The following is a 14,768-nucleotide window of genomic DNA, read 5'->3' as shown; positions in this document are numbered from 1 at the left end:
TGGGATTTCTTTTGCAGCTTATCTCGTCGGTTGTGGTTGCTCAGTTGCCATCCACGTCAGATTTGTCCGGTCAGTGGCGAATACGGGATGGCAATCCGCCAGCTTCTGAAGCCTGGCGTGACACCTTGGATGACAGCCAGTGGCAATATTTGAAAGTGCCCGCTAATTGGTATAGTGAGGGCGTCGATCATCAAGGCGTATTATGGTATCGCACTCGGTTTACATTACCGGTTTTAGATACCGATGATATGGCGACTTTGGTATTCGATGGCGTCGACTATCAAACGGACATTTGGCTCAACAATCAACAAGCAGGGCGACATCAGGGTTATTTTCAACGATTTAGCGTCGATATAACCGATATGGCTCGAATAGATAATGTGCTGGCTGTGCGTGTAGATAGCCCTTACGAAACTCCGGGGAAAATTTGGTCATTTCATAAGCAACTAATTAAGGGCGTGTTCAATCATCATGACACCCGACCCGGTGGAGCGTGGTCGGATCGCGGACAAGATGCCAATTCGGGCGGGATTTGGGCTCCGGTGGCGTCACATATCAGTCGTGGTGCCGTTATAGATAATGTACTGGCCGTGCCTGACTGGTCACGGGGGCTTGAACATCCGATTCTAAAAGTGAGTTTGGATTATCGTGCCAACCGCAACCGTTCTGTTGTTATGTTGCTACGTTTGATACCTGATAATTTCATCGGCCAATCTTATCAACTGGAGAAAAGTGTTTCACTGGTTGCCAGTCAGCATAATGCACAAACTCTCACCACCAATTTTCTTATTGATAACCCCGCATTGTGGTGGGTGTCAGGTCATGGGAAACAAAATCTTTATCGGCTAGAGGTCAGTTTCTCGGATCGTTTTGGCATGATGGATGAAAAACATGTTCGCACCGGCTTACGGCAAATTGCGATAGACCCGCAAGAGCAAAGTTGGTCAATCAATGGCAAGCGCCTATTCATTAGAGGGACGAACTATATTGGTAGCCCGTGGTTGGGAAGCTTGACCTCAGCCGATTATCACCGTGATTTAGTTATGATGCAGCAGGCCAATATCAATGCCATAAGGGTACATGCTCATGTGGCTGGGCGGGCGTTGTACGATCTGGCTGATGAGATGGGGATACTACTCTGGCAAGACTTTCCGCTGCAATGGGGATACGATAATTCAGCCTCTTTTGCCAGAGAGGCAGCCAGACAGGCCGCAGATATGACACGGCAATTTGGCAGTCACCCAGCGATTGTATTGTGGTCTGGGCACAATGAACCTCCCTGGGATGCTACCTGGATGCAATATCGTTATTCAGACTGGCGGCCAGACACCAACCGGGCGTTAACCGCGAGCGTTGCACAGGTGCTCAGTCAGGATCATAGCCGAATCACTCATGCTTACTCATCAACCGCAGAACACTATTGGCAAGGGTGGTACTCAGGGCAGAAAAATGATCATCTTAAGCCGGCAACTACCTCAATAATCAGCGAGTTTGGCGCGCAAGCCTTACCTGATTTGGCAACGTTAAAAACGATAATTCCGCGCGCTGATCTGTGGCCAAAAACGACGGATAAACAAGATGAAGGTTGGCGCATCTGGGCATACCATAATTTTCAACCTCATGAGACATTTGAATTAGCTAAAGTGATTCGTGGGCCAAATATCAATACGTTTATCAATAACAGCCAACAGTATCAGGCAAGTTTGATCCAACTCGCCGCAGAGAGTTATCGACGCCAACGTTATCAACCGGTCGCTGCATTATTTCACTTTATGTTCACTGAAAACTGGCCGTCAATTAACTGGGGCGTTGTGGACTATCTCCGTCATCCTAAACCGGGTTATTTTGCTTTGCAGCGAGCTTATCAACCCGTTTTACCTTCTATAGAACCTAAAACAGAAAATTGGGGTCAGGGACAGACAGGGCGTATTGATTTATGGGCCATCAACGATAATTGGCTCAACTATCAAAAAGCATCATTACATTGGAAAATATTGCAAAGTGGCATGGTTTTATCTGAGGGATCGCAGAAAATAAAATTAATGGCGGATAGCGGTCAAAAAGTGATTGAATTGCAAGTTATCCCTCGTGGGATTCAGCCAATGAATGTAATGAGTGACATTATTAACGAACGGGGTGAGATATTAGGCCACAATGAACTCGAAATTCACATTCAACCTTAACTAATACTGCTCATTATTAGCAGAGAATACTTAAGTTCGTCTAGATTGTGGCCGACACTATCTTAAATAGTAGAGTGATCCTATGCTTTAGCCAATAGTGATTATAAGAGTATAGATATTATATGAATCTTTCTCCATTCAGTGCCCATACCCAGCAATCACCCTCATCTTGGCTTTCATTTAAGTTACAACAAAATATTTTGCTGCCGCTGTTTATTTTCATTGTTGGGCTGGTTATTTCAGGTGTGGGAGCATGGTGGCTTTATAACGAAATTGAAGCCAATGCAAAAATAGATTTTCAACGTAATGTTGACAGAGTTTCTGGGGAGGTTGAGCGGCGTTTCAATCTACCTATTTATGGTATGAATGGTGCAAAAGGAACCTATGCGGCGGACGGTGATCTAACCCATAAACAATTTCATGCCTATGTTGCCTCACGTAATTTACCGGTGGAGTTTCCTGGTGTGAGGGGATTTGGTTTTATTCAGCGGGTGCAACGCAACCAGTTAAATTCCTTTATTGCGGATGTCCGAGCTGACGGTGCACCAAACTACGCTCTACGTCAGTTGCAAGATAAACAACATGATGATTTGTATATTATTAGATATATAGAGCCATCAGAAGGAAACCAAGGTGCGGAAGGATTAGATGTTGGCTCTGAGCCGGTACGACGAGCTGCGGTACTCTCGGCAATAGACAGTGGTAAACCGACCCTTTCAGGGGCTATTCATCTTGTCCAGTCTAACTTTAAAGCTCCCGGGGTACTGCTTTTTGTTCCTGTATATATTTATGGCTCAAATCCTACCACTCCAGCTGAAAGGCGGGCGTCATTAGTGGGTGTTCTCTATTCCCCCATCGCAATTGCAGAACTATTAAGTGATATTCCTGAGTCTATGAATGGGCGAGTGGATGTTGAACTATTTGATAGTCTTAACGATTTGTCTAATAAAAATTTGATCTTTGACGCGGACAGTAGCAAATCCGCTGATTTTTCCCCTACCGAACTGCAAAGTGATAAAGTCCTATCCGCGAGAATATTCCATAGCACCAATGTATTACGGTTGCCGGGTCGTGATATGACACTGCGAATCAGTAGTACACCTACGTTCGAAGCGCAGATAGAGCGTTATGTCCCCTGGCTGTTATTTGCTTTTGGACTTTTGCTCAGTTCAGCATTCGCTTTACTTATTCGCCAGCAAGTCAGTGGGCGTAATCGGGCAGAAATGCTGGCTCGGAATATGACTGCAGATCTTGAACGCTTGGCTTTAGTTGCCAAAAATACTTCTAACGCCGTTGTTATTACCGATGTAAAACGTAATATCGTTTGGGTTAACGAGGGGTTTGAACGTATTACCGGATACAGCCAAGCCGAAGCCTTCGGCAAGTCGCCGGGGAGATTACTGCAATGCAAAAATACAGATCGGGGTGTAGCCAGTCAGATGAGGGTGGCGTTAGATGCCGGAGAGCCATTTAAGGGTGAAATCGTCAACTGTACTAAATCAGGGCAAGAATATTGGGTTGAGCTGGAGATCCAACCGCGTTATAACGATAAGAATGAGCCAATCGGCTTTATGGCTATTGAGTCGGATATTAGTGAACGTAAAGCGACTTATCAACGTCTTGAAGTGGCCTTGCGTGAAAATGATGCTTTACTCAGCACCCTTAATTTACACGGCATTACTTCTACCGCAGATCGAGATGGAATAATCACGGATGTTAATGACGCATTTTGTACTATTAGTGGTTACAGCCGCGAAGAACTTATGGGGCAGACTTACCGCTTAGTTGATTCTCATACGCACTCGACTGATTTTTGGCAATCGATGTGGAATGATATTGCTAATGGAATCTCGTGGCGTGGCGAAATTTGTAATAAAGCTAAAGATGGTTCTTTATATTGGGTCGATACTACGATTGCTCCGTTTAATAATAGTTCTGGCCAGGTTGAGCGTTATATTTCCATTCAAGTTGATATTACCGCCAATAAAAATCAACAAGCCAATCTTATTATTGCTAAAAATCAATTAGTCAGAGCGGCAGATGTCGCTGAGTTAGGTATTTGGACCTGGAACATTCCAGAAGACACGCTTTCTTTCGATGATCGGATGAATGATATCTATGGTGTCCCTGAGGAATTACATAATGCTCCTATCCCGTTGGCATATTGGTATAGCCTCTTGCATCAAGAGGATGTTCCCAATGTTAAAAGCGCGATAAAAGCTGCATTAGAAAATAAAAGTGTCTATCGTCAGGTTTTCCGTATTGTGGTGAAAAATCAAGTCCATTTTATTCAATCAACTGGAACGGTTGAACAGGATGAAAATGGAAAAGCCTTATTGATGATGGGAATTAATCGGGATATTACTCAACAACGTGAGGCCGAAAATATCCTGAAAACAGCAAGAGAAGCGGCTGAAAAAGCTAATAAGGCCAAGTCTGCATTTTTGGCTAATATGAGTCATGAACTACGGACCCCGATGAATGCCATCCTCGGCATGCTGACATTACTGCGTAGAACGGGACTTGATAGGAAACAAGCTGATTATGCCGTTAAAAGTGAAGCCGCCACGCGTACTTTACTGCGCTTGCTGAACGATATTTTGGACTTCTCCAAAATCGAATCCGGTAAAATGGAACTGGAATGCATTCCTTTTGACATTCATATCATGCTGCGTGATTTGGCGGTTATCTTATCGAGCTATCTGAAGGTTAAAAAGGTTGAGGTCTTATTTGATATTGACCCTTCACTACCTCAGTTTGTTGAGGGAGATAGTATGCGACTTCAACAGATATTAACCAATCTGGGGGGCAATGCGCTGAAGTTTACCGAACTTGGTGAGGTGGTGCTTTTCATCAAGGTTATAGCGCAGGATAGCCATCAAGTGACGTTGCATTTTGGGGTGCGCGATACCGGAATTGGCATTGCGCCAGAGAATCAGGAAAGTATTTTTAGTGGTTTTACGCAAGCTGAAGCCTCGACAACGCGCCGGTTTGGTGGCACGGGCTTAGGGTTAGTGATAAGCCAGCGCTTTGTTGCACTGATGGGGGGGACGCTCACCTTAGAAAGCCAACTGGGTCAGGGGAGTCTATTTCATTTCACTATCACGCTGCCGCTGCCTTCTTATACCAATCTGGTTATAAATAATGAAACACCAGATACGTTGGCAAGCAGAGCGGAGGCATTGAATCATTTACGGGTCTTGGTCGTTGATGATAATCCGACGGCCTGTAACCTGATCAAGCAGATGGGGGAATCGCTAAAGTGGAGCGTTGATGTTGCAACCAGCGGTAGTGATGCACTGCAACTGATGAGACAGCAGCATGAAAGGGGTATGACTTACGGGGCGCTCTTTATTGACTGGCAAATGCCGGGGTTAGATGGCTGGCAGACCAGTAAATGTGTGCGTGAAATGATGCCAGTAGATAACGGCCCTATTATTGTCATGATAACCGCCCATGATCGCGAAATGTTATTACAGCGTAGCGAAGAAGATCAGGCATTACTAGATGGTTATCTGGTTAAGCCGATCACGGCATCTATGTTGTTGGATTCAGTGAACGATGCATTAAGTGAACGCAAACAACCTGATGTTGTGAAACCGGCAATAGCCGAATCTTTACACCGACTGTCTGGTATAAGACTGTTAATTGTTGAAGATAACTTGAATAACCAACAAATAGCCCGCGAGTTACTTGAGGATGAGGGGGCTGTGGTCAGTATTGCTAACCATGGTAAAGAGGCGATTGAGATATTAGAACATCATCCGTCTTCATTTGATCTGGTCTTGATGGATTTACAAATGCCGGTTATGGATGGCTTTAATGCGACAAAGTATATTCGAAAAAGTATTGGGTTAAAAAACTTACCGATTATAGCCATGACAGCCAATGCGATGGTATCTGATCGTGATGCCTGCCTTGCTGCGGGCATGAATGAGCATATTGGTAAACCCTTTGACTTGAATAATCTAATACACATCGTCCTAAAATACAGTGGGCAAGCTGATGTTGCCGCCACGGTTAGTTATATGACCCCTCGCTTGTTATCTGCTGAATTAAAAAATGTTGCGGCAACGGCAGGAATTGATGTTGATGTTGCCCTTAATCGATTAGGAGGCAATATTACGCTATACCAAAAAATGCTGTCGCTGCTCAGTGAGGATTTGGCTAATTTCCCCACTCAGTTGGAGACATTGTTGACTGCAGGCGACCATATGTCTGCATCTCGTCTGTTACACACTGTCAAGGGACTTGCCGCGCAACTGGGGGCCACTGAACTCTCTTTGAGCGCAGGGCAGGGAGAAAAGTTATTTAGCCAGAATGCAATACCTACAGCAGACACGATTAATCAATTACTGAGCGAGATGAGAAATAAAGTATCCGCTATACAATCTGGGATAGTGACATTAATCCAAATGCTATCGCAGGATAATGTGAGGAATGTCCCGGCAGAGGTATTTGATATACAACCTATTGAGTCGGAATTGAATCGTTTGATCTTGTTATTACAAAACTCTGATATGGCTGCGTTAGAGGTGATGAATAAATTGATGACGACTTTTGCTGAACAACTTAATGGACAATTATCTATCCTTAATGATGCAGTCAATCAATTAGACTTTGCCAAAGCTATCCAGCTATGCCAAACCCTAATGGTTAACCTTCCTACTCGGAGAAATAAGAAGACATGACTATAATCCATTCTTTTTCTCAAGATTTGGCCTTAAATTTACCAGGGGTTGGGAAACCCAAGATCCTTATTGTTGACGATCATCCGATAAATATTCAGATGCTCTATCAAGCATTTTGTTCGGATTATCATGTGTGTATGGCAACCAGCGGTAAACAGGCGCTCGACGTCTGTCTCAGTCAACATCCAGACTTGATTCTGCTGGATGTCGAAATGCCCGGAATGAATGGTTTTGAGGTCTGCACCAGACTTAAGGCATCGCCAGACACGCAGGATATTCCTGTTATCTTTGTCACTGCGCATATTGATGAAGAGACCGAAACCCGCTGCTTTAGTGAAGGTGCCGTAGATTTTATCAGTAAACCGATTAACAGAAACACCGTTCGGGCGAGAGTGAAAACACACTTATTGCTTAAAGCTCAATCTGACTTATTACGCCAACTCGTCTATTTAGATGGATTAACCGAAGTACATAACCGGCGTTACTTTGATAAACAGTTAGAAGTGGAGTGGAAACTATCAAATCGTAACCAGACTCCACTTGGCATGATTATGATTGATGTTGATTTTTTCAAAAAATATAATGACTTATATGGGCATCAGGCCGGGGACGATTGTTTGCGGAGGGTTGCAAAGGTTATCCGAGATACACTCAGACGCCCTGCTGATCTGGTGGCCCGTTATGGCGGCGAAGAATTCATCTGTTTGCTCCCCGACACCGAGTTAGTTGGAGCAATGGATGTTGCGGAAACTATCAGACTGCATATTCTTGAGCAAAAAATCCCACATTCTGGCTCCACTGTTTACCCGTTTGTCAGTGTTAGTTTGGGGGTCTGTTGTAAAGAAACCCATAGTGTAGATTCACCCTCGAGTCTTTTGCTCAAGGCTGATAAACAACTGTATCTGGCAAAGAATAGCGGTAGAAATAAGGTGAGTGGTCAGTGTGTTATCTGAGTGAGGTATAAGGGGCTTTTTATCAACAAAGATAGGATTCGCGCTCTTCAGTTTAGCGTGGAGCGGTTTTAGTGCGCATGGCAGATGAAACGAGACATGCACCGCTATCAATTATGCTGCGGTATTTATTGAAGATTCAGGCTTGACGCTTTCAATATGGATACTGGGAATATAAGTAAAAGATCTGCCTAATGTCACCGTCCAATAAACCCTACCAAACTAAAGCCAATCAGTGATCGAATCCTGCAATCTGTTACAGCCTTAAGAATTACAGGTATAATCCTAGAAATTATTCAACTGGTTTAGAAACGAAGATGACAAAACTCACCTTACAAGAGCAGATGCTCAAAGCTGGATTAGTAACCAGCAAAAAAATGGCCAAAGTCCAAAAAATGGCTAAAAAATCTCGGGTGCAGGCTCGTGAGGCAAGAGAGGCTGTGGAAGAAAATAAAAAGGCACAGCTTGAGCGCGATAAACAACTAAGCGAACAACAGAAACAAGCGGCTTTATCTAAAGAACATAAAGCTCAAGTGAAACAGCTTATTGAAATGAATAGAATCAATATCTCAAAAGGTAATATTGATTTTAACTTCACAGATAATAATTTAATTAAAAAAATAGCTGTGGATAAGCTTACTCAATCTCAGTTGATCAGTGGTCGCCTGGCTATTGCTCGTTTGGCTGCTGATAACAGTGATGAGAGAGAGTATGCAATTATTCCTGCGAGCGTAGCCGATAAAATTGCGCAGCGAGATGCGAGCAGTATTGTATTAAATAGCGCGCTTAGTCAGGAAGAACAAGACGAAGAAGATCCCTATGCTGATTTTAAAGTCCCAGACGATTTGATGTGGTAATTAACGCTTTGCCGATCCCGATATATGAAAAGTCCTAACGGGCTTTTCATTAAGTTTTCATGTCCAATCCGTTCAGCGAAAAACGCCAATGCCGCGTATGATTTTCACTGTTCGCGATAGATATCAGGTTTACAGTCAACACTATCTGATTAATCACTCTCATTTCCACTTTAATGCCATACTCCGTGCCTTCGCGGCAGCATCATGAGAGATATTTTCGCTATCAGAACGGGCTAGTATGACGGGCTTTGATCAACTCTTGGCTGATGGGATGAACAAAATGCAACTCACTTGCGTGCAGCATCAGCCGCGCTGTCTGTTCGGTGCCGGGTAACCGAAGGCCGCCATACAGGTCACAGCCCAAAATAGGGTGGCCCAACTGCTGACAGTGAATGCGGAGCTGATGAGTTCGCCCGGTTTCCGGTATTAGCCGTACTCGCGTCAATGGCAGTAACCTCCCATCTTCCAGCTCGCGATAAAAGCGCTCAACGACCCGATAATGGGAACGAGCAGGTTTGCCGCGGATTGAACAAATCGACATCAACGGAAACAGCGCCGCATCTTTGGCAATCGCCGCGTCTATCACCCCTTCATCGTTGTCCAGATGCCCGCAAAGCAGCGCGCTATAAACTTTGGTCACTGTACGTCGGCTAAACTGCTGGCAGAGCGCGGCATTGATAGCCTTATTGCGGGCAATAACCATCAGCCCGGAAGTACCGAAATCAAGGCGATGAACCAGTGTACAGCCAGGGAATATTTGTACCAGCCGATGGTGTACCGAGTCGAGATTTTGCGGGTTTTTCCCCGAGAGACTGAGCAGTCCGGAGGGTTTATTGATAAGCACGAGGTGATCGTCCTGATAGAGATTTTCGATCTTGTCATGGCACGGCGGGGCAATAAAGGTATCGATAATCTTAGACATCAGGTGACTCGGATAGATTGTGTGAGCGGATGATAACACGCTAGTTTTAACGGATCGTTGCTATCAGCGATAGTCTTTGATAATTGCATCGACATCGATGCTCAGTATGGCGCTAAAAACGTTATCCCATATTGATCGGATTGGATGAAAAGGCGCCTGTCACAAATAAAATATCTGAGCATCCGGTCAGCGTAGGCGGTATTGCTCGGTATAGCATCGCTGTTTTGTCCGTGCCCTCAAATTGGCTGGCCGAGGTTAAAGCTATGTTCTCGAGGACCTGCCATCTTGCGGATAAGGTAAGCTTTTGTTCAGCGTTTGATTCCTCGATACCCCTCAAACTGGGGAGTCTGCTGTTATGATAAAAAAGTCGTAATATTGACTAATCTTATTGCGAGTGATGGTCGGATTTGTATGATGGAGAATATCGGGCCAGGCAAGTAAGTGAGTTGGCAACCAAACTTTGGTTGCCATTTTCTGTTCAGTAAGGGACACCCGTGCGGTCATCGTATAATGGCTATTACCTCAGCCTTCCAAGCTGATGATGCGGGTTCGATTCCCGCTGACCGCTCCAAATTTTAGATACAACTGAGGAAACGATGAAAAAATCACTGGCTACGTTGGTTTTATCATTGGGTTTTGTTGCCGCATATGCTGGCGCGTCAACAACTAAAAATCGGCTGCAATCGCCGACGCCAGGTGTTGTATGCGACACATACGTTTGTGCCGATGGCAAAAATGGCATATCAGTGCCGCTGACAGAGCGGTATTTAGGTAAGAAGAAAAGTCAGCGTTTAGCCTCTCAGGGGGATTTCGATCGCACGCAATTTACCTTTGTAAATGGCATATTCTGTGACGTGAAAGAAAGATTATGCCGTAAAGATCGTTATTACGGTATTGACGGAAAACACAGTGGCGCCATTGACACACAGACAACTGAATGGTTGTTCGGCCAGAAAAAATAGCGCGAATTTCGTATTCCTCGTGGTGCTTAACACTCCAAATCGCAAGGCTCACTTCGGCGGCGGTATTTTTAAACGATGCCGATGAAGGCCGCGAGCATTCCCATGGGGCTTTGCCCGTAGAAGGTTCATGTTGAATCTCAATTCGTCCAACCGCCATCGGAATAAATGGCGGTTGGCGATGGGGAGTTAAAACGAGATTACTTCACTTTGGTTATTTGTTTGACATCTAACTCAACGGAGTTCCAGTCTTTATCTATTTTCCCTTGCAATTCTACGGTATCTTTCGGGGTCACCGTCAGGCCATACCAACGCTTATGATCGATATCTACGGTCATGGTGCCAGTTGCATCGCGGAACAGGTAATGATCGCTGCCAATACGCTGCTCGATGTTCCCGCGCAGTGTCATCCAAGAGTCATCCCGCATGGTTTTGGCTTTATCCACGGTGGTTGCTATGCCAGTTGGGCCGTTAAATCCCCCGGTCATTGGTGCGGTCTGTTGCACAGGAGCATTCGGATCCAAAAAACCGCCGTTCTGAGCGAAGGCTGGGGCACTGCCTACGGCAATCATGGCTAATAAAGCGGCTACTTTTTTCATTCTTGGTCTCTCCATTCAAATATCAGCATCGATACGTGCTGTCATTTCTCTTCAGGAGCCATTACATCAAAGAATTCTTAACAAGATCTTAAGGCTCTATTTTAATCGCCTATTTTTTTCAAAACTGCCAACGAGGCCTAATCCGCAGGGTGTGATGCTGTACAAAGCCTTTGTTACTCATAAGATAGAGATATACGACACGCAATATGGGACATAACCATGCGAGTGCTACTCCTTGAAGACGACACGCTGATCGGTGACGGTATTAAGGTTGGTTTGATAAAAATGGGCTTTACCGTTGATTGGTTTACCGACGGCCAACAAGGTCTGGTCGCTCTGGGTGCCGCATCTTACGATGCGGTGGTTCTCGATCTCAGCCTGCCAAGAATGGATGGCCTCGATATTTTACGCAACTGGCGACAGAACGGCCATGAAGAGCCAGTACTTATCCTCACGGCACGCGATGCATTAGAACAACGCGTGTCCGGGTTACAGCAGGGTGCAGATGACTATTTATGCAAACCTTTTGCGCTGATTGAAGTCGCAGCCCGCCTGCAAGCGCTGATTCGCCGCCGTCACGGGCAGGTACAAACCACGCTAAGTCACGGTTCAGTCAGGCTTGATCCGGTTAATCTCACTGTAACTAAAGGTGATGAGCCGTTATTTATAAAGCCTAAAGAGTTTGCCCTACTAGAACTGCTATTACGCAATGAAGGACGGGTGTTACCTCGTTCATTAATTGAAGAGAAAATCTATAACTGGGATGACGAAATTTCCAGTAACGCCGTAGAAGTGCATATTCACCATCTACGCCGTAAACTCGGCAACCACTTTATCCGCACCGTACATGGCATTGGCTACACGCTTGGAGAGGCGTAATGAAATTCTTCAATCAAAGTTTACGTTTACGTCTGATTGTGTGGTTTATTTTACTCGTCGCAGTGACATGGGGATGTGCCAGCCTGCTGGCCTGGAAACAAACTCGTCATAATGTCAATGAGTTGTTCGATACTCAGCAAATGCTATTTGCCAAGCGGCTGACTGCACTGAATATCAGCGAACTCCGAGAGGAAAACCCGCCGCTCCCGCGAAGTAAAAAAATGGTGCGCCATAACCGTGGTAATGTAGATGACGATGCCCTGGCATTCGCCATTTTCACCACGGAAGGCAAAATGGTGCTTAATGACGGTGACAATGGTCCTCATTTGCAATATCACTACCAGAGAGAGGGTTTTACCGAAGGTCGATTAGAGGGCGATAACGATTTATGGCGTTTGGTATGGCTAACCACGCCAGATGGACAATATCGTATCGTCGTGGGTCAGGAATCGGATTACCGGCGTGATATGGTGCTGGATATTGTCAAAGCGCAGTTGGTGCCGTGGCTTATCGCTCTACCTATCATGGTTTTATTGCTTATCTGGTTGGTAACACGTGAGCTCGCTTCGCTGCGCCGATTAGCAACCCGCCTGAGCCAGCGCCAGCCTGACGATGAAACGCCGCTGCCGTTGACTGCGATTCCAAGTGAAGTCAAACCGCTGGTGACGGCGCTAAACAGCCTATTTGCCCGAACGGGTAATATGCTGGTGCGCGAACGTCGTTTCACATCGGATGCTGCCCATGAGCTGCGTAGTCCGTTGGCCGCACTTAAGGTACAAACTGAGGTCGTTCAGCTGGCACAAGATGATACCGAGATACGAAATCGCGCTTTAGCCAATCTGACAAAAGGCATCGATCGCGCCACACGCCTAGTGGATCAGTTACTTACACTATCGAGGCTGGATTCATTATCGGGGTTAGATGATGTGCAAGACATTGCCATGCAGGATATCTTGCAAACTGCCGTGATGGATCATTATCACACTGCTCAGGCAAATGGCGTGGAACTCATACTGGATATTCGTCAGCCACCGTCACAGCGTCGCGGTCAGCCCTTATTATTGGCATTATTGATACGTAATTTGCTAGATAATGCTATTCGCTATAGTCCGCGTGGCACCACGGTCAAGATCACGTTAGATGCACAGGGATTTAGCGTCGAAGACAATGGCTCAGGCGTTAGCCCCGAATTTTTACAACGCATCGGGGAACGCTTTTTCCGACCGCCGGGGCAAGAGACATCCGGCAGTGGATTAGGCTTATCCATCGTACAGCGCATTGCTGTATTGCATGGAATGACCACGAGTTTTAGCGCTGGGAAGAACGGTGGATTTCGGGGCGAGGTGAGCTGGTGGTAGATTTTTGCTATTTCGTTATTTCAACTATCATAATTGGTGCAGCTGGATACATATAACACTAACAAATATTCTGGGTCAATGTAGAAGGGAGCAGATTGTTAGATAACTTTACGTATATCTTTCTTCTATTAATAGATTACTGCCAATAGCATTGAAATCAATCAGAATGTGTATCGGCGCGCGATGATATTTTATGTTTGGTAAATAAATATAAGGGATTAGTTAAATATTTATATCACTTATATTTAACTAATCCCTTAGATGGAAATAATTATAGAAATCACTCTGTTTAATATTTGTTTATAAAATATGCTTTTTGAATCTGATATGTTTATTCGGCAAATTTGATAAGGAGGTTATTATGTCTGGATTTGTGGATTTCAAACTGGTTCATTCAGGAGCGCCAGTTACAATTAGTAAAACGGCTATTCTATATGTCGAGGAAAACACTCGCGAGGCTAATGTCACCAACTTACATTGTGTTGGTAGTATCACCCATGTTGTTAGCGCAACATACGCTGAAGTTCGCAAGAAACTACCCAAATTTATCGAAACAAAACGCAGTGACAATGGAACGCCAAAAGTGGCATTACACGACTGGAATGTTTCATATATAGAGAAAAGCAGCAGCGGTACTGCAATAGTCTATTTTACAGAGCAAGGACTTAGTGTTCCTGTAGCAGAGCCGTATGAGAATATTATTAAAATTTTCCATGCGATATAATATTAAATAACCTGAGCAAGGTGGGGTAAAGCCCCCACTAACCCTGAACTTATCTTGGTTAATAACGGTTAAATCATGCATACATTGATGATTTACTTTCATTAGTGTATGCATGGCTACCAATGATACCTCATAGGTAGCCTGGCTCTTAAACTGTGAGTTATTACTCGTTAAACTAAGGGCAGCGAAGGCGTTTATGATGTACTGATGTTTTTATTCAAGGTACTTCGCTTAAATAAGCGCTGGAGGAGGGAGGAAATCGTTCTAAGAAGTTTGTAGGTAGTGCTATTGTGACTAGTATAGTGAACTAAGATTTTCTTTTTATTATTAATTCTGTAAAACTTACCTCGTGAAGATTGTAACTCTAAATCGTCGCTTATTATAGCGGTTTTCTTTTTTAATCGGCTAAATAGCTGGTGGATGTTATTGTTACTAATGGTTGTCTCTTTTTCTGGCCAGATTGAGGAAAGTAAGACGTCTCGATCTATTTTTTCACCGTTTATTGCGTTTTTTATCAAAACCATAAATAAACAAAATTCTTTATTTGTCAATTCCACACTACCTTTCCAGCTGTAAACCACTTTGTCGTCAATTGCCACAAAATATATCATCGTCGCTCCATAATGAAAAAAGTCACATGCAAATA

10 protein-coding genes and 1 tRNA gene are annotated in these 14,768 nt (G+C 44.6%); 9 read left to right on the top strand and 2 right to left on the bottom strand.

Annotated features, from left to right (window positions below; all coding sequences use genetic code 11):
- Positions 1-11 precede the first annotated feature (11 nt).
- From DBA33_RS08665 to DBA33_RS08650, 4 genes are all read left to right on the top strand, one after another.
- Complete coding sequence (locus DBA33_RS08665) at positions 12-2,183, top strand: glycoside hydrolase family 2 TIM barrel-domain containing protein (RefSeq protein WP_240442696.1); 2,172 nt, start codon at positions 12-14, stop codon at positions 2,181-2,183.
- A gap of 122 nt (positions 2,184-2,305) precedes the next feature.
- The gene (locus DBA33_RS08660) at positions 2,306-6,874 is read left to right on the top strand and encodes a CHASE domain-containing protein (protein ID WP_064513210.1); all 4,569 of its coding nucleotides are present in this window, start codon (positions 2,306-2,308) and stop codon (positions 6,872-6,874) included.
- Positions 6,871-7,827 carry a diguanylate cyclase gene (locus DBA33_RS08655; protein WP_064513212.1) on the top strand — a complete coding sequence of 319 codons (957 nt, stop codon included), beginning with the start codon at positions 6,871-6,873 and terminating at the stop codon, positions 7,825-7,827. Before DBA33_RS08660 ends, DBA33_RS08655 begins: the two co-directional genes overlap by 4 nt.
- Positions 7,828-8,141: 314 nt before the next feature.
- Positions 8,142-8,681 carry a DUF2058 domain-containing protein gene (locus tag DBA33_RS08650; protein WP_064513213.1) on the top strand — a complete coding sequence of 180 codons (540 nt, stop codon included), beginning with the start codon at positions 8,142-8,144 and terminating at the stop codon, positions 8,679-8,681.
- A 223-nt stretch (positions 8,682-8,904) separates the two neighbouring features.
- Here DBA33_RS08650 and DBA33_RS08645 read toward each other — a convergent pair whose 3' ends face one another.
- Positions 8,905-9,603 carry an RluA family pseudouridine synthase gene (locus DBA33_RS08645; RefSeq protein ID WP_064513215.1) on the bottom strand — a complete coding sequence of 233 codons (699 nt, stop codon included), beginning with the start codon at positions 9,601-9,603 and terminating at the stop codon, positions 8,905-8,907.
- Between the two features lie 496 nt (positions 9,604-10,099).
- Here DBA33_RS08645 and DBA33_RS08640 point away from each other — a divergent pair.
- Positions 10,100-10,174: transfer RNA gene (locus DBA33_RS08640), tRNA-Gly, on the top strand.
- Between the two features lie 25 nt (positions 10,175-10,199).
- Positions 10,200-10,565: a YcgJ family protein gene (locus tag DBA33_RS08635; RefSeq protein WP_064513217.1), complete on the top strand. Its 366-nt coding sequence runs from the start codon at positions 10,200-10,202 to the stop codon at positions 10,563-10,565.
- Between the two features lie 197 nt (positions 10,566-10,762).
- On the opposite strand, the gene DBA33_RS08630 is transcribed toward DBA33_RS08635, so the two are convergent.
- Positions 10,763-11,161, bottom strand: a complete 399-nt coding sequence (locus DBA33_RS08630; protein WP_120806238.1) for a YgiW/YdeI family stress tolerance OB fold protein — start codon at positions 11,159-11,161, stop codon at positions 10,763-10,765.
- A gap of 219 nt (positions 11,162-11,380) precedes the next feature.
- On the opposite strand from DBA33_RS08630, the gene qseB reads away from it, so the two are divergent.
- The 3 genes from qseB (at position 11,381) to DBA33_RS08615 (ending at position 14,122) form a co-directional block, all read left to right on the top strand.
- On the top strand, positions 11,381-12,040 hold the full coding sequence (qseB, locus tag DBA33_RS08625) for a quorum sensing response regulator transcription factor QseB (RefSeq protein WP_120806237.1): 660 nt from the start codon (positions 11,381-11,383) through the stop codon (positions 12,038-12,040).
- Positions 12,040-13,398, top strand: a complete 1,359-nt coding sequence (qseC, locus tag DBA33_RS08620; RefSeq protein ID WP_120806235.1) for a quorum sensing histidine kinase QseC — start codon at positions 12,040-12,042, stop codon at positions 13,396-13,398. Before qseB ends, qseC begins: the two co-directional genes overlap by 1 nt.
- Before the next feature lie 361 nt (positions 13,399-13,759).
- Positions 13,760-14,122 (top strand): hypothetical protein, encoded by a 363-nt coding sequence (locus DBA33_RS08615; protein ID WP_064513219.1) that lies wholly within the window; start codon positions 13,760-13,762, stop codon positions 14,120-14,122.
- Positions 14,123-14,768 lie beyond the last annotated feature (646 nt).

The sequence above is a fragment of the Yersinia sp. IP36721 genome (assembly GCF_003634395.1).
Taxonomy (GTDB): Bacteria; Pseudomonadota; Gammaproteobacteria; order Enterobacterales; family Enterobacteriaceae; genus Yersinia; species Yersinia entomophaga.
Note: the sequence above shows the minus strand (reverse complement) of the source record. Positions and strands in the feature narration are given on the sequence as shown.